Source organism: Allorhizobium sp. nf9_anc (genome assembly GCF_056323085.1).
Genome location: NZ_CM150481.1, coordinates 1,594,930 through 1,620,944 on the forward strand (window position 1 = coordinate 1,594,930; position 26,015 = coordinate 1,620,944).

General features: G+C 60.8%; 31 protein-coding genes and 1 tRNA gene. 14 read left to right on the forward strand and 18 right to left on the reverse strand.

The window, feature by feature from the left end; translation table 11 throughout:
* Positions 1-84: 84 nt before the first annotated feature.
* The 9 genes from fghA to AC02Y0_RS07545 form a co-directional block, all read right to left on the reverse strand.
* Entirely contained in the window at positions 85-918 is an 834-nt protein-coding gene (gene fghA, locus AC02Y0_RS07505; protein WP_476383330.1) for an S-formylglutathione hydrolase, read from the reverse strand.
* Positions 919-946: 28 nt separating this feature from the next.
* Positions 947-1,591, reverse strand: coding sequence for a DUF1345 domain-containing protein (locus AC02Y0_RS07510; protein ID WP_476383331.1), 645 nt, complete (start codon positions 1,589-1,591; stop codon positions 947-949).
* 48 nt (positions 1,592-1,639) lie between these two features.
* Positions 1,640-2,086, reverse strand: a complete 447-nt coding sequence (locus tag AC02Y0_RS07515) for a YaiI/YqxD family protein (RefSeq protein WP_140827743.1) — start codon at positions 2,084-2,086, stop codon at positions 1,640-1,642.
* 4 nt (positions 2,087-2,090) lie between these two features.
* Entirely contained in the window at positions 2,091-2,186 is a 96-nt protein-coding gene (locus AC02Y0_RS07520; RefSeq protein ID WP_476383986.1) for a hypothetical protein, read from the reverse strand.
* 347 nt (positions 2,187-2,533) lie between these two features.
* Entirely contained in the window at positions 2,534-2,989 is a 456-nt protein-coding gene (locus AC02Y0_RS07525) for a GNAT family N-acetyltransferase (RefSeq protein ID WP_476383987.1), read from the reverse strand.
* Complete coding sequence (locus tag AC02Y0_RS07530; protein ID WP_102020154.1) at positions 2,989-4,116, reverse strand: S-(hydroxymethyl)glutathione dehydrogenase/class III alcohol dehydrogenase; 1,128 nt, start codon at positions 4,114-4,116, stop codon at positions 2,989-2,991. The genes AC02Y0_RS07525 and AC02Y0_RS07530 overlap by 1 nt, the downstream gene beginning before the upstream one ends.
* A 101-nt stretch (positions 4,117-4,217) precedes the next feature.
* A complete protein-coding gene (locus tag AC02Y0_RS07535) occupies positions 4,218-4,835 on the reverse strand; it encodes a GNAT family N-acetyltransferase (RefSeq protein ID WP_476383332.1) in 618 nt (205 codons plus the stop codon).
* A 56-nt stretch (positions 4,836-4,891) separates the two neighbouring features.
* Entirely contained in the window at positions 4,892-6,163 is a 1,272-nt protein-coding gene (locus tag AC02Y0_RS07540) for a zinc metalloprotease (protein WP_476383333.1), read from the reverse strand.
* A gap of 103 nt (positions 6,164-6,266) precedes the next feature.
* Positions 6,267-7,199, reverse strand: a complete 933-nt coding sequence (locus AC02Y0_RS07545) for a DMT family transporter (RefSeq protein WP_476383334.1) — start codon at positions 7,197-7,199, stop codon at positions 6,267-6,269.
* A 282-nt stretch (positions 7,200-7,481) separates the two neighbouring features.
* Here AC02Y0_RS07545 and AC02Y0_RS07550 point away from each other — a divergent pair, with 282 nt between their 5' ends.
* On the forward strand, positions 7,482-7,919 hold the full coding sequence (locus AC02Y0_RS07550) for a helix-turn-helix domain-containing protein (RefSeq protein WP_476383335.1): 438 nt from the start codon (positions 7,482-7,484) through the stop codon (positions 7,917-7,919).
* 4 nt (positions 7,920-7,923) lie between these two features.
* On the opposite strand, the gene lipB is transcribed toward AC02Y0_RS07550, so the two are convergent.
* Positions 7,924-8,640, reverse strand: a complete 717-nt coding sequence (gene lipB / locus AC02Y0_RS07555; protein ID WP_476383336.1) for a lipoyl(octanoyl) transferase LipB — start codon at positions 8,638-8,640, stop codon at positions 7,924-7,926.
* A 214-nt stretch (positions 8,641-8,854) separates the two neighbouring features.
* Here lipB and AC02Y0_RS07560 point away from each other — a divergent pair.
* Positions 8,855-8,939: transfer RNA gene (locus AC02Y0_RS07560), tRNA-Leu, on the forward strand.
* A gap of 56 nt (positions 8,940-8,995) precedes the next feature.
* Here the strand turns inward: AC02Y0_RS07560 and AC02Y0_RS07565 are convergent.
* Both AC02Y0_RS07565 and AC02Y0_RS07570 read right to left on the reverse strand, forming a co-directional pair.
* Positions 8,996-9,496 carry a BON domain-containing protein gene (locus tag AC02Y0_RS07565; RefSeq protein WP_476383337.1) on the reverse strand — a complete coding sequence of 167 codons (501 nt, stop codon included), beginning with the start codon at positions 9,494-9,496 and terminating at the stop codon, positions 8,996-8,998.
* 67 nt (positions 9,497-9,563) lie between these two features.
* Entirely contained in the window at positions 9,564-10,058 is a 495-nt protein-coding gene (locus AC02Y0_RS07570; protein ID WP_476383338.1) for a peptide deformylase, read from the reverse strand.
* A 181-nt stretch (positions 10,059-10,239) separates the two neighbouring features.
* Between AC02Y0_RS07570 and mgtE the strand changes: the two genes are divergently transcribed.
* Together mgtE and AC02Y0_RS07580 are read left to right on the forward strand one after the other, a co-directional pair.
* Positions 10,240-11,652, forward strand: coding sequence for a magnesium transporter (gene mgtE / locus AC02Y0_RS07575; protein WP_476383339.1), 1,413 nt, complete (start codon positions 10,240-10,242; stop codon positions 11,650-11,652).
* Positions 11,653-11,761: 109 nt separating this feature from the next.
* Positions 11,762-12,154, forward strand: coding sequence for a MerR family transcriptional regulator (locus AC02Y0_RS07580; RefSeq protein WP_054149681.1), 393 nt, complete (start codon positions 11,762-11,764; stop codon positions 12,152-12,154).
* A 29-nt stretch (positions 12,155-12,183) separates the two neighbouring features.
* Here the strand turns inward: AC02Y0_RS07580 and AC02Y0_RS07585 are convergent, their stop codons facing one another.
* The 3 genes from AC02Y0_RS07585 to AC02Y0_RS07595 all read right to left on the reverse strand — a co-directional run bounded on the left by AC02Y0_RS07585 (position 12,184) and on the right by AC02Y0_RS07595 (position 14,454).
* On the reverse strand, positions 12,184-12,660 hold the full coding sequence (locus AC02Y0_RS07585) for a methyltransferase family protein (protein WP_476383340.1): 477 nt from the start codon (positions 12,658-12,660) through the stop codon (positions 12,184-12,186).
* A 14-nt stretch (positions 12,661-12,674) separates the two neighbouring features.
* Positions 12,675-13,649 (reverse strand): acetyltransferase domain-containing protein, encoded by a 975-nt coding sequence (locus AC02Y0_RS07590; protein WP_476383341.1) that lies wholly within the window; start codon positions 13,647-13,649, stop codon positions 12,675-12,677.
* Positions 13,650-13,761: 112 nt separating this feature from the next.
* Positions 13,762-14,454, reverse strand: coding sequence for a DUF599 domain-containing protein (locus AC02Y0_RS07595; protein WP_476383342.1), 693 nt, complete (start codon positions 14,452-14,454; stop codon positions 13,762-13,764).
* Between the two features lie 592 nt (positions 14,455-15,046).
* On the opposite strand from AC02Y0_RS07595, the gene AC02Y0_RS07600 reads away from it, so the two are divergent.
* From AC02Y0_RS07600 to dusA, 6 genes are all read left to right on the forward strand, one after another.
* Positions 15,047-16,447: an L-serine ammonia-lyase gene (locus tag AC02Y0_RS07600; RefSeq protein WP_444558487.1), complete on the forward strand. Its 1,401-nt coding sequence runs from the start codon at positions 15,047-15,049 to the stop codon at positions 16,445-16,447.
* Positions 16,448-16,712: 265 nt separating this feature from the next.
* Positions 16,713-17,150, forward strand: coding sequence for a DUF1489 family protein (locus AC02Y0_RS07605; RefSeq protein ID WP_148167216.1), 438 nt, complete (start codon positions 16,713-16,715; stop codon positions 17,148-17,150).
* Between the two features lie 126 nt (positions 17,151-17,276).
* Positions 17,277-18,362, forward strand: a complete 1,086-nt coding sequence (locus tag AC02Y0_RS07610) for a DUF1176 domain-containing protein (protein ID WP_476383343.1) — start codon at positions 17,277-17,279, stop codon at positions 18,360-18,362.
* A gap of 140 nt (positions 18,363-18,502) precedes the next feature.
* Positions 18,503-18,697: a hypothetical protein gene (locus tag AC02Y0_RS07615; protein WP_476383344.1), complete on the forward strand. Its 195-nt coding sequence runs from the start codon at positions 18,503-18,505 to the stop codon at positions 18,695-18,697.
* 51 nt (positions 18,698-18,748) lie between these two features.
* On the forward strand, positions 18,749-19,123 hold the full coding sequence (locus AC02Y0_RS07620) for a tyrosine-protein phosphatase (RefSeq protein ID WP_476383345.1): 375 nt from the start codon (positions 18,749-18,751) through the stop codon (positions 19,121-19,123).
* Between the two features lie 55 nt (positions 19,124-19,178).
* Complete coding sequence (dusA, locus tag AC02Y0_RS07625; RefSeq protein WP_476383346.1) at positions 19,179-20,246, forward strand: tRNA dihydrouridine(20/20a) synthase DusA; 1,068 nt, start codon at positions 19,179-19,181, stop codon at positions 20,244-20,246.
* Positions 20,247-20,325: 79 nt separating this feature from the next.
* On the opposite strand, the gene AC02Y0_RS07630 is transcribed toward dusA, so the two are convergent.
* Positions 20,326-20,538, reverse strand: a complete 213-nt coding sequence (locus tag AC02Y0_RS07630; protein WP_006724570.1) for a cold-shock protein — start codon at positions 20,536-20,538, stop codon at positions 20,326-20,328.
* A gap of 453 nt (positions 20,539-20,991) precedes the next feature.
* Between AC02Y0_RS07630 and AC02Y0_RS07635 the strand changes: the two genes are divergently transcribed.
* Positions 20,992-21,618, forward strand: coding sequence for a J domain-containing protein (locus AC02Y0_RS07635; RefSeq protein ID WP_370873153.1), 627 nt, complete (start codon positions 20,992-20,994; stop codon positions 21,616-21,618).
* Between the two features lie 190 nt (positions 21,619-21,808).
* Here AC02Y0_RS07635 and AC02Y0_RS07640 read toward each other — a convergent pair whose 3' ends face one another.
* Positions 21,809-22,315, reverse strand: coding sequence for a hypothetical protein (locus AC02Y0_RS07640; protein ID WP_476383347.1), 507 nt, complete (start codon positions 22,313-22,315; stop codon positions 21,809-21,811).
* Positions 22,316-23,390: 1,075 nt separating this feature from the next.
* Here AC02Y0_RS07640 and AC02Y0_RS07645 point away from each other — a divergent pair.
* Genes AC02Y0_RS07645 through AC02Y0_RS07655 form a run of 3 tightly spaced genes read left to right on the forward strand, consistent with a single transcriptional unit; the run spans position 23,391 to position 25,383 of the window.
* On the forward strand, positions 23,391-23,804 hold the full coding sequence (locus AC02Y0_RS07645) for a hypothetical protein (protein ID WP_476383348.1): 414 nt from the start codon (positions 23,391-23,393) through the stop codon (positions 23,802-23,804).
* On the forward strand, positions 23,801-24,298 hold the full coding sequence (locus AC02Y0_RS07650) for an ImmA/IrrE family metallo-endopeptidase (RefSeq protein ID WP_476383349.1): 498 nt from the start codon (positions 23,801-23,803) through the stop codon (positions 24,296-24,298). Before AC02Y0_RS07645 ends, AC02Y0_RS07650 begins: the two co-directional genes overlap by 4 nt.
* Positions 24,295-25,383, forward strand: coding sequence for a beta family protein (locus AC02Y0_RS07655; RefSeq protein ID WP_476383350.1), 1,089 nt, complete (start codon positions 24,295-24,297; stop codon positions 25,381-25,383). Before AC02Y0_RS07650 ends, AC02Y0_RS07655 begins: the two co-directional genes overlap by 4 nt.
* Here the strand turns inward: AC02Y0_RS07655 and AC02Y0_RS07660 are convergent.
* The gene (locus AC02Y0_RS07660) at positions 25,332-26,006 is read right to left on the reverse strand and encodes a sce7726 family protein (RefSeq protein ID WP_476383351.1); all 675 of its coding nucleotides are present in this window, start codon (positions 26,004-26,006) and stop codon (positions 25,332-25,334) included. The two genes, AC02Y0_RS07655 and AC02Y0_RS07660, sit on opposite strands and share 52 nt — an antisense overlap.
* Between the last annotated feature and the right edge of the window lie 9 nt (positions 26,007-26,015).

Below are 26,015 nucleotides of genomic sequence, written 5' to 3' on the forward strand. Positions count from 1 at the left end.
GTCATCCTCGGGCCTGCCCCGAGGATCTACTGATGTCTCACCCAATTCAACGGTAGTGGATGCTCGGGACGAGCCCGCTGGCTTTCAACCCAGCCGTTCCGCATGCCACTTCAAATGATCCTCCATGAAGGTCGAGATGAAGTAGTAGGAGTGGTCGTAGCGCTCGTGCATGCGCAGCGTCAGGCCGATATCCGTGCCCTTCACCGCCTCCTCAAATTTCCAGGGGGCGAGACCTGTCTCCAGGAAACTGTCGGCCTTGCCTTGGTCGATCAGGAACTCCGTGAAACGGGCGCCGTCCTCGACGAGCGCGCAGGCGTCGTATTCGCGCCACTTGGCGCGGTCGGCGCCGAGATATTTTTCAAACGCATCCTGCGTCCAGTCGGCCGTCAGCGGATTAACGATCGGGGCGAAGGCCGAGCAGCTCTTGAAGCGGTCGGGATTTTTCAGCGCAATCGTCATCGCGCCATGGCCGCCCATGGAATGGCCGAAAATGCCCTGGCGGCTCATATCGGCCCGGAATTGCTCGGCCACCAGCGTCGGCAGCTCTTCCGTGATGTAGGAATACATCTGGTAGTGCTCCGCCCAGGGCGTTTCAGTGGCATTGAGATACATGCCGGCACCCTTGCCCATCTTCCAGTTGGTCAACTCGTCTGCCACGTCATTACCGCGCGGGCTGGTGTCCGGGCAAACCACGATCAGGCCGAGTTCGGCGGCCATACGGCGGTATTCGCCTTTTTCCATGACATTGGCATGGGTGCAGGTGAGGCCTGAGAGATACCAGAGCACGGGACGCTTCTCGGCGATCGCCTGGGGCGGCACGAAGACGGCGAAGGTCATCTCGGTGCCTGTCGCTTCCGACTGGTGCGAGAAGACGCCCTGCATGCCGCCGAAGGCGGTGTTCTGGGAGAGAATGTTCATCGGGAAGCTTCCTTGTCCTGGGAATGGGTCAGCCGGCGAGCGACACGGCCGCGTTGACAGCGGCGGCCACCAGCACGGTGTTGAAGAAGTAGGAGATCGTGGCATGCACAAGGTTCAGCTTGCGCATCGGGGTCGAGGTGATCACGACGTCTGATGTCTGGGCCGTCATGCCGATGACCAGCGAGAAATAGAGGAAATCGTGACCGCAGGGATCTGGCGTGCCGGGAAAGTCGAGCCCGCCGCGCCGCCCGTTCTCATGGGCGCGGGAGGGCCGCCAGTAGACATGGGCGTAGTGCATCGCCGCCATCGTGTGGATCGTCAGCCAGCCCAGCACGACGGCGGCAACGGCGAGCGCCAGTTCACCCAGTCCCGCCTGCTGTTCGCGGTTCAGCGCCAGAAACAGCGAGCCGATGGCAGCGACGATGGCGAGCACCGTAACGCCGAGAATGACAAAGGCCGGGGCATCGGCGACGTCGGCACGTTGTTTGAGATAGGCCGGCGTAAGCCGCCGCAGGCGTAAAAAGGCGAGGGTGAGATAGACGGTGAAGAACAGGATGGCCGGCAACTCGATGGTGACATCGGGTTCGTAGACTACGGCGAAGGGCAGAGCTGAAAGCGCAATCACACCCGCCACCATGAAGGCGCGGTAGCGATGATCCAGCACTGAATTCATCATATTTTTCAAAGCGTCGCGCCGCCGTTATGGCCGTTGAATGAGGGCCTACTTCTTGATCCGGCGGCAGAGCCTGTCAAGCGTTTCGAGGAAGGCCGAGCGGTCGCGCGGCGAAAAGGCAGCGTTGTAGCCCTTGCTCTCGCCGGTCTCGCGCAAATGGGCTCCGAGATCGCGCATGGCCGTCGCCATGCCAATATTGGCCGTGTCGAAGATCCGCCCCGTCGGCCCTGTCACCAGCGCACCGGCCGCCACGCAACGACCGGCCAGCGGCACATCGGCGGTAACCACGATATCACCTTCGCCGCAACGCTCGGCGATCCAGTCGTCGGCCGCATCGAAGGCACCTGATACGATGACGTTCTTCACCATCGGATCGCGCGAAGGCCGCAGGCCCGAATTCGCCACAAAGGTCACCGGCAGATCATGCCGCTCGGCGACTTTCAGGATCTCCGGCTTCACCGGACAGGCATCGGCATCGACATAGATTTCGGGCATTTGATCAGTCGTCAAAAAATCTGCGATAGTCTCGCGCCGCATGCAGGAGACGGATGAGCTCGATCCCGTCCCCGGTGTCGAGTGGCTGGTAGATAATCAGGTATCGCCGGAAGGGGAAGAGGCGGAAGTCTCTATGCCAGCTCTATTGCCGTCGCTTGAAGACCGAGATTAGCTCGTCAGCACTCTCCATCGGTGCCAATGCACCGCTTCCGAGGCCTGCCTCCGCCTGCAGGAGGACCGCGTTGCTCCAAAAGTCCTCGTCTAACTCTGGAATCTCACTGGTGTCGATATCTTCGTCCGACAGGTTTTTCAGTTCTTAGAGGCTCAATTCTTTGTCGAAATGTCGGGGCATTTTTGTGCCTCCTGTCCGATCGTCGCTAAACCAGACTGTATCATTCTCCAGCAGCTGCACACCATAGAACGCCCGGAAAACTTAGGCTCCAAAACCTACCCCCGCCGCAGCATATCGACATGCGGAATCCCATCCTCCAGATATTCCTCCGAGATCACCTCGAACCCGAGCGACCCATAGAACTTCTGCAGATGGCTCTGCGCCGAGATCTCGATCGGCTCGCCGGGATGGCGCTTCTCCACCTCCGCAATTGCCTCGCGCATCAAGGCTTCGCCCAGCCGCCTGCCGCGATGGTTGGGCGACACCGCCACGCGGCCAATGCGCGGATGATGCTCCGGCGTCGGGCGCCAGAGCCGTGCGCAGGCGATCAGGTCGTCTCCATCCAGCAGTCGCAGATGCAGGCAGTCGATATCGTTTCCATCCAGCTCCGGATAGGGGCAGTGCTGCTCGACGACGAAGACATCGACGCGCAGTTTCAGCATGGCGTAGAGGTCGACGGCGGAGAACTCATCGAGCCTCCGCACATCGACCGTGTAGGCAGGCCCCGTGATCAATAGACCACGACGCCCCGGATGCTCTCGCCCTTATGCATCATGTCGAAACCCTTGTTGATGTCTTCGAGCGGCATGGTGTGGGTGATCATCGGGTCGATCTGGATCTTGCCTTCCATGTACCAGTCGACGATCTTCGGCACGTCGGTGCGGCCGCGCGCACCACCGAAGGCCGTGCCCATCCAGTTGCGGCCGGTGACCAGCTGGAAGGGACGCGTCGAGATCTCCTGGCCGGCACCGGCAACGCCGATGATGACAGACTTGCCCCAGCCGCGATGCGAGGCTTCAAGTGCCTGGCGCATGACTTTGGTGTTGCCGGTGCAGTCGAAGGTGTAGTCGGCGCCGCCGATCAGGTCGCCGTTGCGCTTGGTCATGTTGACCAGATACGGCACGATGTCGCCTTCGACTTCCTTCGGATTGACGAAATGCGTCATGCCGAATTTTTCGCCCCAGGCCTTCCGATCCGGGTTGATGTCGACGCCGATGATCATGTCGGCGCCAGCAAGGCGCAGGCCCTGCAACACGTTCAGTCCAATGCCGCCGAGGCCGAAGACGATCGCGGTCGCGCCGATCTCGACCTTGGCGGTGTTGATGACGGCGCCGATGCCCGTGGTGACACCGCAGCCGATGTAGCAAATCTTGTCGAAGGGCGCGTCCGGGTTGACCTTGGCGACCGCGATCTCCGGCAGAACCGTGTAGTTCGCAAAGGTCGAGCAGCCCATATAGTGGTGGATCTTGTCCTTGCCGATCGAGAAGCGCGAGGTGCCGTCCGGCATCAGACCCTGGCCCTGGGTGGAGCGGATCGCGGTGCAGAGGTTGGTCTTGCGGGACAGGCAGGAATAGCATTCGCGGCATTCCGGCGTGTAGAGCGGGATGACATGGTCGCCCTTCTTCACCGAGGTGACGCCTGGGCCTACATCCACGACGATGCCGGCACCTTCATGGCCGAGAATCGCCGGAAACAGACCTTCGGGATCAGCGCCCGAAAGGGTGAAATCGTCGGTGTGACAGATCCCGGTGGCCTTGACCTCGATCAGCACCTCGCCCGCGCGCGGGCCTTCGAGCTGAACGGTCATGACCTCGAGCGGCTTTCCAGCCTGAACGGCGACGGCGGCGCGAACATCCATGGTTTTTCTCCCTGACAAATCGTTGGGCCGGACTTTCGCACGGCATTGCCATCCGGCTCAAGGGGCGAGCCGGATTTTATCAATAGTCTGATTTTTCTTGGCTATTCAGACTTCAGGATCGGGAAATGCTGAGCGGCATCGGCGCGCAGTTTCCCGGTCTGACGCGGGTCTTCGAAGATTTCGACCATACGCTTGTAAGGCGTGAAGCCCGAGCGCTGGTAGAAGGCGAGGGCGGCCGGGTGGTCGAGATGGCAGGTGTGGACCCAGAATCGCGAGATGGGTTTCTCCCAGGCCTTGTCTATCGCGACATTCATCAGGATGCGCCCGGCGCCAGCACCGATCAGGCTCTGGTCGAGCCCGAAGAAGGACAGTTCACATTGCCCGGCCTCGCGGAAGTCGAGTTCCAGCAGGCCCAACCGCTCGCCATTTTGCATCATGGCATAGATCTCGACTGCGGGGTCCCCGATGATCGCCAGCAGAGCATCGTGGGCCATGACTGCGCGCGAGACCCAGAGCCAGTCTTCGCCGACCTGGCGATAGAGCGCGCGATAGTCATTGAGCGACGGCGAATGCCAGCGCTCGACCGTCAATCCATCCGTCGGCGGATTGGCGCGCGGCGCGGGTCTTGCCGTCATTTCAAGGCAGGTAACGATCGTCGCCAGCATATCGGGCGCGACATCGTGATAGCCGGCGGAGAGGGGTGTGTTCTCGGTGTCCATGCGCTTCTTGGAACCTGAGCGCCCGGCGATGTCAAGCTTTCGCGGGATGGTGCACTTCAGTCAAACAACCTGTCGCAGGCATAGATGACGGCATAGGCATGGATGGCGAGCGCTGCGTAATAGCCAAAGCCGGTCATCAGCCTTTCGGCCGCATTCATCGGCACCAGCGCCTCGCGCGGCTTGATCGATTTCGTCCTGATCAGGCTGAGCAGGATGAAGATCATCAGGCCACCGATCAGCATCGGCGCCCCCAGGCCGATGCGCCAGCCGGTCCAAAGGATCACGCCTGTTACGACGAAGCTGGTGATGGCGAGCGCCCTTTGCCCTTCGAAGACCTGGCGTAGAACCTGTCCGCCATCGAAGCGGTAGGTCGGGAGCAGGTTCAACAGGTTGAAGGCGCCGAGAATGACGAGGAAGACAAGCGTCGGACCGTCCATGGCCGCAGGATGCGGAATGCCTTGCACCGACTGGTGGGCCGCGACCAGGATCGGCACCAGAAGCGCAGAAAAGCCCGCTCCCATCAGGGCGCAGGTCGCCACCTCGAAATGGCTGTTATAGGGCCGCCCGCCGATTGCGATCCCGCCCAGAAGCGGCACGAAGATCATCCGGACGCTCGGATGGCCAAAGGCGCGGTAGGCCACCATGTGTCCGAGTTCGTGCAAGAGGATGACGAGGGTGAGGAAGACCGACATCATCAGCCCTGTCGCCGTCAGGCTGAAGAATGGCCAGAGCAGAAGCGTCGAGATGATGACCAGCACCGTCTGCCAGGCCGGATGCTCGAAATGCAGGAAGCCGGAGCTGTGGCGTTCCTCGACATGGTCTTTCAGCGAGGCCAGTTCGCGGGACAGCGCCATTTTGCGGAAGAGATAGAAGGCAAGGCCGCGATAATTGTCCGTCTGCTCGAAGGTGACCCGGCTGCCCAGCGGCGCGCGCTCGACCTTCCGGCTTTCCCGATAGCCTTCCCAGAAGGTTTGATCGAGCGTGCTGTCGCCGACTACCCTCAGGTCGCAGGAAAAGCAGGTGCCAGCGGTCATGGCGGTGCGATCAACTATCATGGTGCGTCGGCTCGGACGGCCATGGCGGTCCGGGTTCCGGTAGGCGAACTCGATCAGATCCGGCTTGCCGTCGACAGGCTCAACAGAGATCACGTTCGGGTGCCAGGCCGTCAGATCGCCGGCCGGCCGCGTGATGTTCCAGAGTTCTTCCGGGCGCTCGCGAATGATCCGGCTCACACGGATCGTCCGGCGCCCCAGCGGGGCTGCCATCAGGAGCCACAGCAAAGCGAGGTTGAACGCGGCCAGAAAGACTGCGGCCTGATGTGTCGCCAAGAAGGCTCTCCCAATGGTGAGGATTGATGGGCCCAACCTAAGCGAGAAGCCTTACGATTCCATCGCTGGAATCGCTCAAATGCAACATATCCTGCCGCTTCGCTCAGCCCGCTTCCGGCACCGTTTGAGAGGGGGATGCCCGCTTTTGCTCCCGCCAGAGAATGAAGAGACCCGAACCCACGATGATCAGGATGCCCAGCCATTTCGATGGCGTTGGAAACTCGTCGAACAGGAGATAGCCCAGGGCGACGGCAGCGATGATCTCGAAATACTGGAATGGCGCCAGCACCGAGAGGGTCGCCATGCGGAAGGCCCGGACGACGAGCAGGTGAATATAGCCGGAAATCGCGCCCAGAATGATCAGCAGCCCGAGCCCAAGGGCCGAGGTCGGGAGCGCAATCTCGAAATGGGCATCGCCGGCTGCGGTCCCGAGCAGCAGCGTCGCCCCAATGAACAGCGTTCCGCCAATGCCCGCCATGGTCTGCATGGTCATCGGTGAATCGGCCTCGCCGATCGCGCGATTGAGGAACATGTAGAGCGCATAGAGGAAGGCGCAGGCGACCGGGAGTAGCGCCGTCAGCCCGAACACTTCATAGCTCGGCTGAATGACGATCATCGCGCCGCCAAAGCCGACCGCAATCGCCAGCCACCGGCGCCAGCCGACCTTTTCCTTGAGGAAAACCGCCGACATGGCCGTCAGGATGAAGGGCTCGACGAAATAGATCGCGAAGACATCGGCCAGCGGCATGTATTTGACGGCCATGAAGAACATCAGGCTTGCCGCGCCGTGGATGGCGCCGCGCAGCAGGTTGATCCAGGGGCGCTTGGCCGAAAAGGCGCCCATGCCGTTGATCGCAATCAGCACCGGAAGCACCGAGGCGAGCTGGAAGAAAAAGCGGTAGAACGTGATCTGACCCGGTGACATGCCCTCCACCGTCGCCATGTATTTGGCGATCGCGTCCATCACAGGCAGGACGAGCATGCAGGCCGCCATCAGGACCATGCCGCGAAAGGGAGTGGAAGACGAGCTGAGCATGGAAGAGACTCGGACAAGAGGAGCGTGCTGCGTTCGCTGAACAAGCATGACCCGCCCCTTGTGATCAAGTGAAAGAAGCTCGGGAACAAAGGAAAGACCTTCGCGTTTAACAGGCGTTTGTACGCATCTTTCGGCTGAGGCCATGTGGCGGGTTTACACTCGTGGGTGGCGCGCCGGGGAAGATGCGGGGTCTATGCATCCGCTAATGTAGAGATGTGAGATCGGAACTTTGTCATCCGTCGGCACCTGGCTTGACGGAACCGAACGATCAGGAGGTCGCGAATGCCCGCACGCGAGCGTTTTTCCCGTATGACGGATTCCAGTGACGACACGCTTGGAGGGCGCCTTTCCGCGGCGCGTGACGCCTCCGGTCTATCGCTCGCGGATGTCGCAAATCGCATTGGCGTGAAACGCGACAGCCTGCTCGCCTGGGAAGCCGACCGCGCGGAGCCGCGTCCGTCGAGCCTCATCGATCTCGCCGGCATCCTCGGTGTTTCGCCGATGTGGCTGATGACCGGTGTGGGCTCGGGTCCGATCCAAGAATCCGGAGATTTGCCACTGGAGGCGCTGAAGCTCGAACTCCAACGCTTGACCGATGCACATCTCGAATGCGGGCGCCTCATCGAAAAGATCGCCCGACAGATCGAAACCTACGAGGAACGAGATGAGCGCCGGCGGGATGCCGGTGATCTCGACGGGCCCGTCATGGGACGGGCGTAAGCCGTCAGGCTTCGTTCGTCGTCGGGCCGAAGACGTCTTCGAACGCCTCCCGCAAACGGATATCGACATCCGCCATCATCACAGGCAGGCCAAGATCAACCAGGCTGGTCACGCCATAGGCGGAGATCCCGCAGGGCACGATGCCGCCGAAATGGGAGAGGTCCGGATCGACATTGATCGACAGCCCGTGAAAGCTCACCCAGCGTCGCAACCGGATGCCGAGTGCTGCAATCTTGTCCTCGCTCATCGTCCCGTCGGGAAGAGTGGGCTTTTCCGGGCGGCGCACCCAGACGCCGACGCGGTCTTCGCGGCGCTCGCCCTTGACGTTCATGCTGTCGAGCGTGCGGATGACGACTTCTTCGAGTGCAGCCACATAGGCGCGGACATCCTGGCGGCGGCGCTTGAGGTCAAGCATCACATAGGCAACGCGCTGGCCGGGGCCGTGATAGGTGTATTCGCCGCCGCGGCCGGTGGCAAAGACCGGGAAGCGATCCGGCTCGATCAGGTCCTTGGAATCGGCACTCGTGCCGGCGGTATAGAGGGCAGGGTGCTCCACCAGCCAAACCAGTTCGTCGGCCTTGCCATCGGCGATATCGGCCACCTGCCGCTCCATCTCGGCGACTGCATCCTCATATCCGACAAGTCCGTCGGCGACTCGCCAGCGCACCGGGGCCGAGCCTTCTTGGGCGTGCATGGAGAGGTCGAGATCAGTGCGGAGCATGAAATTTGCCTTCGGCTGTGGATAGGCGCAAAGCCTTGTTTTTCCTTTATTTGGCAAGAAAAGCCCCGGACTTCAAGGGCTGCAGCCACCCCCATCCCGAGGGCTTTTCCACCGCCCATGACGAATTTTCAAAAATCTGTCACGGCGGGCTTGTGGACCCCAGAGGCTTTTGCTACATGCAGCCCCGCCGGAGCAATTCGGCGCCTACCACGATGCGGTCGTGGCGGAATTGGTAGACGCGCAGCGTTGAGGTCGCTGTGGGGCAACCCGTGGAAGTTCGAGTCTTCTCGACCGCACCAAAAAAAAGAACCCGGCCTTCGAGCCGGGTTTTTTGTTGCCGATTTTCAAGGACTTCTTAGTCGGCATCATTGGGAATATGGCTATCGACGCCGAGTGTCGTAACGAAATTCTTCACTTCGCGGACCCCGTTCACGGAAAGCACCTTCAGTTCGATCGCCCGGCGCTCCTCGGCCGTGTCTACGGCGCCGCGCAGCGTCACGACATGGCCGTCGACATGGATGTCCAGGCCGGTCAGCACCGTGTCGTCGAAGCTTTCCAGTGCGGTTGAAATGTCCGATTCGAGCTGGTCATCATCCTCGCGACCCTCGGTCGTAGGCGTGTCAGGCGTCGCGAGATTCGGCTCGAAGCCTTCTCCAGTGACCGACTCGACCCTGAAGCCCTCATTGCGCTCCCGGTCGAAGTTGGCGCCCGTCTCGCCGTAGCCGCGATTGTCGACCGGGGATGCTGTCGCACCCGGACCATCGGCATAGGGCCAGCCTTCGCCGATATTGCGCTGATCATAATCGCGGTATTCGTCTTCGCGGGAGAATTCGGTCTTGCGGTCGTCCTTGGCCATCGGGGGCTCCTTCGTCACTCTGGTGACGGGATAACGCCGGGCCTTCCGCTTTGTTCGGCCGCGTCCGTCAGCGGGCCGTCTTTTCCCATTTCTTGAGGAGCCGCTCCCGCTTCAGGCGGGATAGTTTCTGGACCCAGAAGATGCCGTCGAGCTGGTCGACCTCGTGCTGCATGCAGATGGCGGCGAAGCCCTCTAGGTCTTCCTCCACCACCGCACCGTCGAGTGTCTGGTAGCGGACGCCTACTGCCTTTGGCCGCGTGACCTCTTCCGTCATGCCTGGCATCGAGACACTGCCCTCCGTGTGGGTCATGACGTCGTTCGAAAACCAGAGGATCTCAGGATTGACGTAGTTCTGCCGTCCGCCCAGTTCCGGCAAGTCGATGACGATCAGCCTCTTGAGGATGCCGCAATGGGTTGCGGTAATGCCCACACCGGGTGCGGCTTTCATGGTCTCGTAGAGATCATCGGCAAGCGTCGCGAGCTCGGGGCCGAAGTCGGCGACGGGTTCTGCCGCCGCTTTCAGGGCCGGATCGGGATAGCGTCGAATGGTCAGGCGGGTCACGGTAAGCTCACTTCTGGCGGTGTGTCCGGGCAATCGGCTGTGGCCTGTCGGTCACGCTAGCAGGAAGCGCGGTGCTTTGCACAGACATGCGCGTTTTTCCGCTATCTGCTTGTTGACTTGAGGGTTTTTGCGGCCATTCTCCGGGTCGTCGAGGCATGGTGCCGCAAAGCGTGAGGTTGGGATGACAGAGAACGACGACGAGATTCTCGACCGCCCGGCGGCCGAAGACAGGCAGGACGACATCTATGACGAGGAAGGCTCGGTTCGCCACGACTTCCTGACTATGGTCGGCGCGGCGATTGCCGATCGCGACGTGATCTTCCTGCGCCAATACGTCGCAAAGCTGCACGAATCGGAACTCGGTGACCTCATCGAGGCGATCCAGCCCGACCAGCGACTGGCAATGATCCGCCTGCTCGGCGACGATTTCGACATGACGGCGCTGACGGAAGTCGACGAAGCGATCCGCATGCAGATCGTCGACCAGATGCCGAATGCGCAGATCGCCGCCGCCATCGGCGAGCTCGATTCCGACGATGCTGTCTACATTCTCGAAGACCTCGACGATGAGGACCGCGAGGAAATCCTCGCGCAGCTGCCGTTCACAGAGCGGGTGCGCCTGCGCCGAGCGCTCGACTATCCGGAAAGCTCGGCTGGTCGCCGCATGCAGACGGAATTCGTCGCCGTTCCGCCCTTCTGGACGGTCGGCCAGACGATCGACTACATGCGCGACGAGGAGGACCTGCCGGAGAGCTTTACCCAGATCTTCGTCATCGACCCGACCTTCAAACTGCTCGGCGCGGTCAATCTCGATGCCATCCTGCGCACCAAGCGCCAGGTGAAGATCGAAACCATCATGCATGCGACCAACCACCCGATCCCGGCCGAAATGGACCAGGAAGAGGCGGCCCAGGTTTTCGAGCAATACGACCTTCTGTCGGCCGCCGTCGTCGACGAGAACGAGCGGCTCGTCGGCGTGCTCACCATCGACGACGTGGTCGACGTGATCCAGGAAGAGGCGGAAGAAGACCTTCTGCGCCTTGGCGGTGTCGGCGACGAAGAGCTCTCCGACAGCATTGGCGAAACCTCCCGCTCGCGCGTGCCATGGCTGGCGGTCAATCTGGTCACCGCCTTCATGGCCGCCTCGGTCATTTCGCTGTTCGAGGCGACGATCCAGCAGATCGTGGCGCTCGCCGTGCTGATGCCGATCGTGGCGGGCATGGGCGGCAATGCCGGCTCGCAGACCATGACCGTGACGGTTCGCGCGCTCGCCACCCGCAATCTCGACATCCACAACGCCTTCCGCGTCGTGCGCCGTGAAGCAGGGGTTGGGCTCCTGAACGGGGTGATCTTCGGTCTTCTGATCGGGGCCGTCGCCGGATTCTGGTTTCAGGATGCCAATATCGGCGGCATCATCGCAACCGCGATGCTTATCAACATGATGGCCGCTGCCATCGCCGGCATCCTCATTCCGCTCGCGCTCGACCGATTCGGGGCGGACCCTGCGGTTGCCTCCGCGGTCTTCGTCACCACAGTCACCGACATCACCGGCTTCTTTGCCTTTCTCGGCCTTGCCACCTGGTGGTTCATGTGATGCAGGGCACAGCGCGCGCGCCCTAAAGGGCTGCGTTACAGGGGAATGGCGGGGCAAAAAATTGACTTGTACGTAAAAGTCAATATCATGGTCTCCAGTACAGGATCGGATGACCGTGAAGAAATACTATAGCATAACAGAGCTCACGCGTGAATTCGGTGTTTCGACGCGCACCCTGCGGTTTTACGAGGACGAGGGCCTGCTGCATCCGGAACGTCGTGGCCGCACGCGCCTCTACCGTGCCGCTGACCGTCGGTTTCTGCAGGAAATCCTGCGCGGTCGCCGCATCGGCTTCACCATCGCCGAAATCCGCGAAATCGTTCACGTCTACAAGGAGCCGCCGGGCGAAATCGGCCAGCTCAAGCTGATGATGAAGAAGATCGACGAGAAGCGCGACGAGCTTCGCCAGAAGCGCCGCGACATCGACGAGACGCTATCCGAACTCGACCAGGCCGAAGAAGCCTGCCTGACGCGCCTGGTGGAAATCGGCGTCGGCACCTGACGCCGCCTAACCCCGCGCCACTCACCTGATCAAAACCAACGCCGCGTCCGCTTGCGATAGTGCTCGTAATCGAAGCCGAATCGCGCTTCGAGATGGCGCTCCTCGCTTGGGATGGCGAGCAGCCGTGTGGCCGCGAGCGACACCAGAGCCGCGATAAAGAACCAGCTGTTGCCGGACATCAGCCCAAGCGCCACCGTGAACAGCGTATAGCCGAGATAGATCGGGTTGCGGCTGTAGCGGAAGGGACCGCAGGTGACGAGATAGCGGGCGCAGCCGCTGTCGAGCACGGGTGTCTGTCGTTCCATCAGCGTGCGCACCGCCCAGATATCGAGCGTGACGGCGACCAGCGCAATCGCGAAACCGATCGACGGCAACAACAGCGGATGGGGCGAGGGGATCGGTGCCAGCGCCGCAATGCGTCCGGCCAGAATGGCCGTCAGGATGCTCGTCAGATAGAGCATCGGCGGCCAGGGATATTTCAGAGGCTTCGCACGGTAGGCATTCATTGAAGAACTCCCCGTTACGGCGCTGACTGACTCCTCAACGTGCATTCGTCGGCCAGCGTCTGTATGCGCTGATCCTGCTCCGGCAAGATTGCGCCGGACTGGAGGGGAGAGAATAGGTTCTCCGCCTGCAGCCGTTCCAGCGTACAGGCGCAGAAGCGCTGGCAGAGCCCCGCTTCATTGCCCTGTTCGAGGCAGCTTGCCTCGCAGCTCCCGATATACTGCGCAACCGGATCGACGGCGGGCGGCGGGATAACGAAGCTTGCGAGATAAAGTCCCGCAATCAGCACCGGCTGATGGAGCAGATAGACGGTCAGCGAATGCCGTCCGCCCCAGCGCAGCCAACGCGGGCCGGCCGGCAGCCGGTCGATCCAGCCAAGCCTTTGCCCATCCACCAGGAAGCGAGCGACCGCGATGCCCGTCAGCAACGCGCCGATCCAGGGCAGGAGCGGCACATAGTCGTTCGAACGGGGCAGGGTTTCGGAGAGGCCGAGGAACCAGAACCAGGGCGCATCGAAGCTTGGCGACCGGAGATATGCGGGCAGGGCGAAGGCGACCACCGCTGCAAGCAGCGTGACGAGCGGCGGAAGCTTCAGAAACAGAAGACCGATCAGGCTGGAGAGCGCGATTGCATGCAGGATGCCGAAGAAGATCCAACTGTCCGGCGTGAACCAGAAGGTCGCGACCGAGATGGCGGCGGCTGCTATCACGATCATGCCTAGCCGGCGCAGGAAGGGCTGCAGCCGTAGCTTCGGATACTGGGCCAGCACGAGGCTGAAGCCTGCCAGGAAGAGGAAGCTCGAGGCGATCATCCGGGCATAGATCCGCAGGAAGCCCTGCGTGGATGTGCCCGGCGCCAGATAGCCGAAGAATTCCAGGTCCCAGCTGAAATGATAGCTCGCCATGGCGATCAGGGCGAGCCCGCGTGCGGCATCGAGAGCCAGAAGGCGCGGCCGGGCGGAACCGGATCGGGGCTCAGTCGTGTCTGCCACGCAGTCTTCCTTCACGTCTCGTTCGTCAGGCGCGCTGCCCACGGGTTGGCTCAGCCTGCGGGGTCGGTGCCAAACACGGCAAAATCAAGGCTTTGCAGGCCTCCTCCCGCTTTCAGGTATCGCGCTCGGTCAGCAGAGCAAGGCGCGCTTCGGAGAAAAACTGCCGGCGCAGCAGGACGATAAAGACGAGTACGGTCGCCACCATGAAGACCCAGGGGCTGACGAACCAGCCGAGATAGCCGATCGAGTAGAAGATTGCGCGGAGGCCCATGTTGAAGTGGCTGGCAGCGATGATGTTCATCCGGATGGTGCGTTCGGCCGCGTCCATCGCCCGCTTCGGATCCTTGGCCGCTTCTTCCATCATCGGGATCGCGCCGAACAGGATGGTGCAGTAGTTGAACAGGCGATACGACCAGCCGAACTTGAAGAAGGAATAGGCAAAGAGGCCAATCAGCCCGCAGACCTTGAGCTCGAAGGTCGCCCGGCCGCCCTGGACGATAAAGGGTATGTCGCGGAGGATGGCGTCGACCTGTTCCGTCGCGCCGAGCAGCGCAAAACAGCCGCCGATGGCGAAGATCGTCGTCGAGGCGAAGAATGCCGTTCCGTTCTGCAATCCGCCCATGATCTGTGTGTCGATCATCTTCAGGTCGCGGGTCATCGAGTTCAGGATCCATTCGCGCCGCCGCTCGGCCATGGCCTTGGTCAGGCTCGTGCGCGACAATATCTGCTGGTTGCCGGTGATGCGGGCATAGGCGAGCCAGAGCAGGACAAAGAGCGCCATGGCGCAGTAGTCGACGATGGTCATTGCGGCGAATCCTCAAGGCTGATCGCAGGCGCCATTATCCCGTCGACTGGCTTGTCCACAATGGGAATTAACCACGCGAAAGATATTGGTCCAAATTGAGGCAGGGCGAATGAGGCGGTCGTTAACGCTTCCACTGGCTAACTCATTGTTATTTCATAAATCCATGCAAGGGGTGCATGCCTGATACGCAAAATGCGCCTCCCTTTTGCCATTTTTGCAGTTGCGAAGCCTGCCCGATTTTAATAGATCAAGCATCAGAAAGCGGTCGGGGGACGGCTTTCCTTGTGATGTGACCTCGTTTGGAGTTTCCATGGAAGGCAGTTTCCAGAAGTCGTGCTGGGGTGTCACCTTCCGTGCCTTGATGGGTTTTGCTGGCGTTATGTGCCTGGCCTACCTTTTCGGCACGATCTGACATCCGCCACAGGCGATTGAACAGGCAGCGCGGTCGTTTCGACCGCGCTGTTTGCGTTTCAGGGGTAAAACACCATCTCTGCCATGTCGCGGCCATGAAAGCCGATGTCGATTGCAAGGCGCATTCGTGCTAGGCGATGCTCTAGCCTTTGCGCTTTCAGTCCCGCATGCGAGGAGCCCCATGTTTCTTTCGGTTTTCGACGTGTTCAAGATCGGCGTCGGCCCCTCGAGTTCCCACACCATGGGTCCGATGACGGCGGCCAACCGGTTTCTCGATCTCATTCTCTCCGACCAGTGGCCGCGCCCGGCAGGCGCCCATGTCGCAGCGCTGAAGGCGAGCCTGCATGGTTCGCTCGCCTACACCGGCATCGGCCATGGCACCGGCAATGCCGTCATCATCGGTTTGATGGGTGAGGCGCCCGACAGCATCGATCCTGATCGGATGGAGGGCATCATAGCCGAGGTGGAACGGACAGGTCGCGTCACGCCATCAGGCCATCCGGCCTATCATTTCCAGCCGAAGGACGATCTAGTCTACGACAAGAAGACCCCATTGTCCGGCCATGCCAACGGCATGCGGCTCTCGGCGCTGGACAAGGACGGGCGCGTCCTGCTGACCCAGATCTATTATTCGATCGGTGGCGGCTTCGTCGTAACCGACACCGAGCTGCTCGCCATGCAGAAGCAGAAGAAGCAGGCCTCGGCGCAAAAGGTGCCGTATCCCTTTGCCTCGGCCAAGGAGATGCTCGCCATGGCCGCCGCCTCCGGCATGACGATTGCGCAGATGAAGCGTGCCAATGAAGAAGTCGTCCGGTCCCGCGAGGATCTGGATGCCGGTCTCGACAGGCTTTGGGACGCGATGTCGAGCTGTATCGACCGTGGCCTGCGCCAGGACGGCCAGCTTCCGGGTGGATTGAAGGTTCGCCGCCGGGCGAAATCGATCCATGACCAGCTGCAGGAGGAATGGCGCTCGAACCGTCTCAACCCTGTTCTCGCCAATGACTGGCTCTCGGTCTATGCCATGGCGGTCAACGAGGAGAATGCAGCCGGCGGCCGCGTCGTGACCTCTCCGACCAATGGTGCTGCCGGCGTCGTGCCCGCCACCATCCGCTATTACCTGCATTTCCATCCCGACGCCGACCAGCAGGGCATTCGCGACTACCTGCTGACGGCGGCGGCCATTGGCGGCATCATCAAGCACAATGCCTCGATTTCGGGCGCTGAAGTCGGCTGTCAGGGCGAAGTCGGCTCGGCCTCTGCCATGGCCGCCGCCGGTCTTGCCGCCGTCATGGGCGGCACGCCGGAGCAGATCGAGAACGCCGCCGAAATCGCGCTGGAACACCATCTGGGCATGACCTGCGACCCGGTCGCCGGTCTCGTCCAGGTTCCCTGCATCGAGCGCAATGCGCTGGGCGCCGTGAAGGCCGTCACCGCCGCTTCGCTCGCCCTCAAGGGCGACGGCGTGCATTTCGTGCCGCTCGACGCATGTATCGAGACGATGCGTCAGACCGGCAACGACATGAACGAGAAATACAAGGAAACCTCGCTCGGAGGTCTGGCCGTCAACGTTGTGGAGTGTTGAGGCGGGCAGGGGCTTTGCTCCTGTCCTGATACCATCTGCGGCGTCATCCTCGGGCTTGTCCCGAGGATCTGCTACGCGAACTCCGCCCCCCGACGGTAAAGGTCGCATATCCAGACCATCGTTGAGCGGATAGCCTCCCTCGGCAGATCCTCGGGACGAGCCCGAGGATGACGAAGCATCAAAGTAACCACCGAAACTGTTGAGCACGTCCCCCTGCGACACCCCAGCCCTTGACCCGCAGCCGGGACCGGCTATCTCGGGTGTCATGGCACTGCATCTCCTCAAGCTCTGCGTCGGAGCCGACTCAATCGACGACCTTCGCGACTGGGTCGCCGAACGCTGTCTCGTGGCTGTGGCGGCGGGTCTTGAGCCGCATAGCTCGCATGTCACCCGGATGGTGCCCAAGCGCATGGAAGAGCTGCTCGATGGTGGTTCGCTCTACTGGATCATCAAGGGCCAGTTGTCGGCGCGCCAGAAGCTCCTCGACATCAAGACCTTCACCGGCGGTGACGGGATTTCGCGCTGCGAACTGATCCTCGGCCCCGAGGTGATCGAGGTGGCGCCCGCACCGCGTCGTCCGTTCCAGGGCTGGCGCTATCTGGATGCCGACGCCGCGCCCCGCGACCTGTCCGCGTCCGGTGCCAATATCGAGGATATGCCCGACGACCTGAAGCGGGAACTGGCAGAGTTGGGTCTGCTGTGAGCGGCCTTTTTTGATCCGCATCTAGAGAAGGTTCCGGCTTGTGAGGACCCGTCTCTGACGATACCCTAAAATTTGGGTGGATTGCGCTGCCGTGGGGCAGGGCGCGGTCCGGGATCAGGGGGAACCATGCCGTCTTTGAAATTGCCTTGTCTTGCTCTGGCGCTGGCTTTTGCCGCGTCGCATCCCGTTGTCGCACAAGAGCCGGCGATCGACCTCAAGCTGTTCGGCAAACATGAAATTGAAGGCGGCCTCAGCACCTGCCATCTCGCCTTTTGGCAGAGCAACAAGGATCCTGAGACGGACAAGTATGCCTATCTCATCTACATGCCGTACGATAAGGACGGCGTGCAGATGCAGGCGGTCGTCGAGATCGGCAAGGAGAAGATCCCGCTGAACGAGAGTGCACGGGGCGATTTCGATCCGCCGCCGCGGCTCGGTTACCGGCTCTATTCCAGCGCCGATCATGCGACGCATGTACTGGTGCGGATCGAAGAGGCGGTCGTCACGGGATCGCTGCAGACGGTCAGCAAGGCGACAGTCACCGTGGTCCGCGAAGATCTTCCGCCTTTCGTCGCGGGTGCCAAGGGCGTCATCGGCTGTCCCGGCTCGCCGGCGCCCGAGACGGCGCAAGCTACGCCGGAGCCTGTCTCTGACGAGGGCGCCGCGGCTGGCGGACCTTCTCCCTATACCGGTCCGGTCGGGTTGCCGCTCACCCCGCCTGTCACGCTCACGGCCACCAGCGAGGTGCCGGCGGCGGTTCGCAACGAGATCGCGACCTATGCGCCCGACGAGTGCAGCGAGCCGGATACGCTTGCCTATCCGGGTCAGCGCTATGCGGTGAATGACAATTTCATTCTCTGGGAAGTCCCGTGTTTCCTCGGCGCCTATCAGGGCACCAGTATCTTCGCGATCACACAAAATCCGCCCGCCGACTGGGCAACGATGCTCAGCCTGCCCAATCCGCCGGCGCTGGAGGGCGAGAACAATGCGCAGATGATGAACCCGGAGGTCTTTGCCGAAGAGGGCGTCTTCATCTCGACCTCGCTTGGGCGCGGCGAGGGGGATTGCGGCACCTACCAGGTCTTCCGCCTAATGGATGCGCCGGGCGAGACCTTTGAGTTCCAGCTGATGGAATATCGCGAGAAGGTCAATTGCGACGGCGTGCAGTCCGAGCCGTCCGAATGGCCTTTGCAGTTCCAGGCGGGCGAGTGAGGGCAAGGCTCGGCAGCTTGCGTGGACTTTTTTGGTTCTGCGCCTTGTGGGGCTGAGCCTTTGCCATCGAAACATCTGAATCGGGGGCCATGAGCCGCAGGGCAAGGCTGGTCATTCGGGCCGGGCCGGGGGAATTTGCAATGTCGAGTGTCGAGGATAATCACGAGAGCCTGGAGCGCAGGGCGCGGCCGGTAGGCGGCTGGCGCAGGATTGCCTTGCGGTCGGGCCTCACCCTTGCCGGGCTTGCCGCACTGTTCGGTGCCTATGTCGGCATCCTGATCCTGTCCGGCAATTTCCATGAAGTCCTGCCCTGCCAGCTCTACCGTTCGGCCTAGCTCTCCGGCGAGCGGCTGGGCGAGGAGATCGACCGTTACGGCATCAAGACGGTGATCAACCTGCGTGGCGAGAATGTCGGCAAGGTCTGGTATGACGACGGGGTCGTAGCCACCGCGGCGCATGGCGCGACGCATATGAATTTCGGCATCTCGGCCCGCAAGGACCTGACGCCGGAAAAGGCGCAGCAATTGCTGACCCTGCTCAAGACCGCCGAACAGCCGATCCTCGTGCATTGCATGTCGGGGGCCGACCGCACGGGGCTCGCCTCGGTGATCTTCCTGCAACAGGTCGCCGGCATCGATGAGGAGGAGGCCGAATGGCAGCTCTCGCCGATCTACGGCCATATCAATCTGCCGTTCCTCGCAGCCTATGCCATGGACGATACCTGGGAGCGGCTTGAAAAGGTGATCGGGCTGGACAGCTGAGCGGGGCCCGGCCGGCATGGTGTCTTTTGCGGGGAAACATGCTATTGGCGCGCCCATGACGACAGAAACCGACTTCCTCACCCGTGACATACCCGGTCCCAAGCCCTATGGGCGGGCGGTGTTTGCCGTTGCACCCATGATCGACTGGACGGATCGGCATTGCCGGTTCTTTCATCGGCAGCTGTCGAGCCAGGCGCTGCTCTATACCGAGATGGTGGTGGCCGATGCGATCATTCATGGACCGCGGGAGAAGCTGCTGTCGTTCAACGGTGAAGAACATCCGGTGGCGCTGCAGCTCGGCGGGTCGGATCCGGGAAAGCTGGTCGAGGCGGTCCGGATCGCTTCTGACTATGGCTATGACGAGATCAACCTCAATGTCGGCTGTCCGTCGGATCGGGTGCAGTCGGGGACGTTCGGCGCCTGTCTCATGCAGACGCCCGAGGTGGTCGAGGCTTGCGTCGCCGCGATGAAAAAGGTGGCGACGGTGCCGGTTACCGTCAAGTGCCGGATCGGGGTCGATGATCAGGAGCCGGCCGAGGTGCTTCCCGAATTTCTCGCCCGGATGATCGGGGCGGGGGCGGATGCGATCTGGATCCATGCGCGCAAGGCCTGGCTGAAGGGGCTTTCCCCGAAGGAGAACCGGGAGATCCCGCCGCTGGATTACGAGCTGGTCTATCGGATGAAGCGGGAGAACCCTGACGTTTTCCTCGGCATCAATGGCGGGATCAGCGATCTCGACCAGGCTGTGGAGCATCTCTCCGTCATGGATGGCGTCATGCTGGGGCGGGCGAGTTATCACAATGCGACGCTTTTGACCGGGGTCGATCAGCGGATCTATGGCGATGTGGCCAAGACGGTCGACTGGGATCGGGTGCGCGATGCGATGATCGGTTATGCGGAGCGGGTGATCGCGTCCGGCGGGCGGCTCAACCATGTCACGCGGCATATGGTCGGGCTGTTCCAGGGCTATGCCGGCGCGCGGCGCTATCGGCAGATCCTGTCGTCGGAGGCGACCAAGCCGGGTGTTTCGCCTGACTTGATTGCCGCGGCCTTTGCGGCGGTCGACATCTTAGGAGGTCCGAAGACACAGGGCGCTTCGAACAGCTCTGCCGCTGCGGAATAGGTTCTAGCGCGGCTTTCGGGCGTTTTCAGGCCCTGAAATCGAAAATGGCGTCCCGGGGGACGCCATTTGAAATCTGTAATCAGGCAGCCTGGATGTTGACGGCCTTGGGGCCCTTGCCCATGCGGTCCGGCTCGGTGTCGAAGGTGACCTGCTGGCCGTCCTGCAGGGTCTGGAGACCCGAGGCCTGGAGCGCGGAGATGTGGACGAATACGTCCTTCGCGCCGCCTTCCGGGGTGATGAAGCCGAAGCCCTTGTCCTGGTTGAAGAATTTAACGGTGCCCTTGGTGGCCATGGGAGAGTTCCTTGTTCCCGAATTTCTTGTCGTCTGCGCCGCGGCCGGCGGACCGGAAGCGGCTGGTTGAAGTTCCGCCGAAACGGAACCGTCGAGTGGTCGCGATAACGGGGAAAGAACGTCTACCGGCGGGAGAAGGCCCCCATGACCGCAGATGCGGTCCATACAAGTCAGTCCAGTCTCCGGGATCTTTGGTGCCCGAACGGAGAAAGAGGTAGGGGCATTTTCGGACCTTGGCAAGTATGAAAAGTCACACTGTGCGGTGCAGCAGCGTGGCAACGGGCTGAAATCCTTGAGTTTTGAGGGGTGGCGGCCACCCCCGGCCGCGGTCTTGCCACCCCCTCGACCCTGCCGGTCACCGATTTTTCGGTCGGGGACAGAGCGGTGTTCCGTCTTGAAGCAGCCGCCATCCGGGTTTAGGGGAGGGGTGGCTGGGCGCGGGAGTGGATGAGTATGGCGAAGACGGGTGCCGCAGTGATCGACCCTTACGAGCTCCTGGGCGTGGCCCGCGATGCCGACGAGGCCGCCATCAAGGCCGCCTATCGCAAGGTGGCGAAGACCGCCCATCCGGATGCCGGCGGCGATACGGAAGCCTTCGCCAAGATCTCCGCCTGCTACGAATTGCTGAAGGATCCCGTGCGCCGCCGCGTCTTCGACGACACCGGCTATGATCCGCAGCTCGCCGAGCCCACCGATCTCAAGGGGTTGATGGTGCTGGAGACGCTGATCAACGACATGATCCTCGACGAGCGCGAGCCAGGCTCGTTCGATCCCGTCGCGGGGCTGCGGCGCAAGCTTACCGACGACATCCTCAAATGCCGCTTCCACATTCTCGAGCTGGAGCGCCACCGGGCGCGGGTCCGCAAACATCTCGACCGGCTCGGCCGGAGGCCGGAAACCGACGTGCTCGGCTCGATGCTGCGGGCCCGGGCGCAATCGATCACCGATGCCATCAAGGCGTCGGAGGTGCAGATCGGTGCGATCGAGCGGGCCTATTCCATGCTCGAGGGCTATTCCTACGAAATGGAGCCGCTGCCTGTTGAGGTGGAGGCCGAGGATCTGCCGAAGGCGGCGGAGTAGCATCATTCCCTCTTCTCCCCAGCGGGGAGAAGTGCCGAGCACAGCGAGGCGATGAGGGGGCGGCTTGACCGCAGCTTTTGCAGTCCAATCTTGAAAGCTGCCGAAGCGTGCTTTGTCGGTGAGCTTCGCTCCCCCTCATCCGGTCCTTCGGACCACCTTCTCCCCGCTGGGGAGAAGAGGGAACGCGCCGTCATGCCGCGGTGCCCGGGCTGGCGGCGTTGGGCTTTTCCGGTTTGCTGTGATGCCAGGCGAGGCGGTAGAGGGCGGTGGTGTGCGGGTCGGGATCGGTGGCGTGCCAGTCGGCAAGCGCTGTCCGCTCGTGTTCGGGATGCGGGCCGGGGCGGGTGTGGATGCGGTGGAGTATCGCCAGCGCCAGGCGAAGCTGGGCGGCGGCCTTGGTGTCTTCGGGCCATTGGCGGGGCTCGGTGCTGGGGCCGACATGCGGCTCTACCTCGCCAAGCATGGTCTGAAGCAACGGGTGCGCCTCCGGTTTGGCCTTGGCCGCGCAGGGCGGCAGGCCTGCGCCCGAGGCCAGCGGCCGATCCGCGCGCTGCGCCTCCCCGCTGCAATGCCGGTTGCGCCGGCATTGGCGCCGCCGGCAGGTGAGGGGGACTGCGTGTTCGTCGAGCACGTCGCGCAGCAGGCGCAGGTCCAGCGGTTCGGGCTTGGGGTCATCGGCGGTTGTCGGTTCTGGCATGTCGGTCTCCTTGTCGTGAGGTGTTTCGGGAATTGGCGAAATAGGGAATTTTTGGGGGGGCGCGACGCCCTCATGCTGAGGTGCCCGCGAGAAGCGCGGGCCTCGAAGCATCCTGCGCTAGTGGCCTCGCCCTTCGAGGCCCGACGAGGTCGGGCACCTCAGGATGAGGGGCAATCATTGGCCCAAGCTTCGCCGCCGGTCGGGATCAACTCCCTCCGGGTCGGGTCATGCTTGTCTCGGACGAGGCGCCAGAAGCAACCTGTCTAAGGTGTTTATGTGGCTCCTTCCGGCGCCTCGTTCGACGTTTTTTCCCGCTGCATGCGTCTCTCTGGCAAGGCGGCGACGGTCCTTGGTCCTCGGGTCAGGCCCGAGGATGACCGAGGAATGACCGGGCGCGGGTCCGGCTGCGGCGTCACATGATGACGCTTCAGCCTGGCCGGTGGCCCGGGAGGTTCCCGCCGGATGGTGCACCAATCCGACCGGGACCCTCGCCCGGGGGATGATCGTCTGGCCATTTGCGACCCGGCGCTCATCCCCGCCGTTTGTTTCGCCCCGCTGTCTGGATGTTCGCGACAGCGCTGGCGCCTTGTCTGTGTGCCTCTGAGGCACGTCCTTCCGATCAGGGGTTTCAGGCGTCGGGCATCCGACCGTCCGCCGTCACTTCCACCCCTTCGTCCGGAGGGAGACCGTTGCAGCGGGCCGGGGAATTGTGCCTGCGAGAGCACGCCACCCCGGCGCCGACCCCGCCTCGCCTGACATCGCATCGTCAGGTGTATCCGAGGGCGGGACGGGGGTGATTCTACGAGGGTGGAAAGGGTGGGGGATGAAAAAACATGTCGGAGTTTGATTTTGTTGGGGAATCGCTGCGGGGCGTCCCCCTTTTTCGGCGGAATTAGCGCGAGTCGGGCGGGTCTCCATCACTCACAGAAGATGCAGCCTTGGCCACAAAAGGGAGACTATTGTCACCGTCGCGCTGTCGGAATTGCATAAGTTGCGCAGCCTAACGTTTCAATTTAGGGTGATGCTGGAAAGCCTGATGCGATCGCGTGTCAGGTTCACAGATGGACTTGAGAATATGTCCCAGAATAAAGGTAATTCAAGCTTCGCGACTGGAGTAGCTCTTGGTGGCTTCTTTGGGGGATTCGTATTCAGTGCGTTCTTGTTTTCTGGTTTGCTTCATGTGAACGATCAATCCGGTTTCAATCTGGACTTTGACGCTGCTACAACAATCACAATTGTGCTGACTGCTTTATCGATAATGCTTACTGCGTTGGGAATAATCATAGCGGTAGTAGGAGCTTTTGGTTTCAGCATGCTGCGGACCGCTGCAATTGAATCGGCGGCAAACCATGCAGCAGATCAGTTGGGAGAGCGAGGTGAGCTACGGAAGTTGATAGAGGCGAGGGTCAACTCATTGGTCGCCGAGATGCAAAAGGGAGGGTTTACCAATCTCGATCTCCCGAATCCAGAGTCGGAGTACGGTGAATGATCAGTCAATCTCGCGAGTGGGATAACTTGGCCGAAGATGCGAAGGCAGCAATCGTCGCTTATCAGCAGGATTTCCCAGTTAAAATTGGCGATTTGATCAAAGAATTTAATTTAGAATTGAAGGTTTCAACTCTCGACGTTGGTATATCTGGTATGATCTTTCCATTTGAGGGGAGTTATAAAATACTGGTGAACAAGCATGAGCCCGCTTATAGGCGTCGCTTCACTGCGGCTCATGAGCTTGCGCACTTCCTGCTTCATAGAGATAGTATTGGAAGTGGTATTAGCGATAATGTTCTATACAGATCTACTTTGTCAGATTCTATGGAGGCAGAGGCAAACCGGCTAGCGTCCGATATTCTGATGCCGCTGGCGGCGGTCAAAGCCGCGCGCAAAGATTTGCTGGTTGCGAAAAACGCCGACGCGGTCTCACCGCTTGCGGCTATGTTTGCCGTCTCTGAGGAAGCTATGCGAATTAGGTTGGGCCTAAAGTGACCGCACAATACATTCCTATACTCTCGATTAGACCTGCCGAAATTGTGGCTCTCTCGGAGCTGCCGGACGTTGCCAAAGATCGAATGGCGCCTTTGTTCCTAATCAAGCCTTGGCTTGGTGCTGGGCCATTAATGCGGGGCATCGAGAAGGTAATCCACAGCTATCCCGGTCGCCGTTGGTTTGCAGAATTAGATCCCCAATACGAACCTGGGAGCGGTAGCGAGGCATTCGGCGAAATCAGTTCACTAAGAGATCCTGCGGCTGGCTTTCAGAACTGGGTGCATTTCGTAGGAAGCCTCCCAAATGCTGTGCCAGTGCTACAGCTCAGAGGTAGTATTGATGCTCCTAATGTTTTAGACCAAATTGATCGCGCAGCGGACTTAGGTCGAGGGGTTGCTGTACGAATTGACCGCGCCATCTTGACCGCGACAGCGTCTATTAATCCGCTAATCGACTTGTTTGCTCAACGCCCAGAAGTAGATTTCACTGTTATTGTAGACTATGGGCAACGTGATTATCGTATTCTCGTAGACGTTATCCCAGCTGTAGCTGACATGAATTATATACGAAATAAGATGGGGGCAGTGGAACTTTGTGTATCGTCAACCACGTTCCCCTCTTCGTTCTCAAGTTCCTCTCAAGAAATTTACGAGCGTAGCTTCTTTAGTGAGGTAAATTCTCAGGTAGGAGGCCTTATATACAGCGATCGCGGGAGCGCTCGCGCTGTGGATCAAGGCGGCGGGGGAGTTCCGCGGCCCCGTATTGATCTGCCAACTTCTTCCCAATGGCACTTCTTCCGCAGTGATTGCGTAAAGGAAGAGGGGGAGTCACCTGAAGAATTCAGAGACCGTCGCCTCGATGCTTATGGTGATATGGCGGATGCCGCAGTCAATAGCCCGCTTTGGGATCCCGCTTTGAATGTATGGGGCACCCAGTTAATAAAGATTACTCAACTTAGGAGTCAGTATGGAATTACGTCCCCTGCTAAGGCGACGGCTTGTCGAATAAACATACATTTGACGAAGCAATCACTCTATGGAGTATCAATTTCTGAAAACGACCTCGAAGAAGAGTGGGTCGACTGAATTTCAGAGATTAGATTGGATAGATCCTCCCTGTATTTCTGGTGTTTCAATTTTAAATTTTGTTGTCGAACATGATTTGGATTCGTGTTTCGGATGTCGGTAGGGTCTATTTTTTGATCGAAATTGACACTCAATAATTTGTATCGCGTGCGAAGAAGATTGCGATAGTGTTCTTCAGATGGAGAAAAGTCTCTTTTCTTTAGTAGAGATGCTGGAAACAAGCTAAAGGTAAGCGCGCGTCGTGATATCGATCGACTTCTTCCCGCCAAGAGTGTTTTAACTGTTCCGCCGGTCACAATGTGCAAACCGACGCTCTCCCTCGCGCATATAGCCCTTGCCTTCTCTGCATGATTCTCACTGACGATCACATCGACCCGATTGCTTACTAACTTCAGGTTTTTGATCTGTCCCTCTAAGCGTTGAATCTTATCGCGGCTGCTTTTAATCTCGACAGAGATCACCTGATTGTCGCTCACGTACACCAAGTCCGCCCGCGCCTTCCAGTTGTTGGCGGCGTACTCATTTATCAGTACGCCTGCGCCTGAGGAGCCATAACGCTTCGCCAGCCACGATGCGGCTAAGATCTTGATTTCCATCTCGAAAGCGTTGTGTGCAATATTCATTTCGCGCCT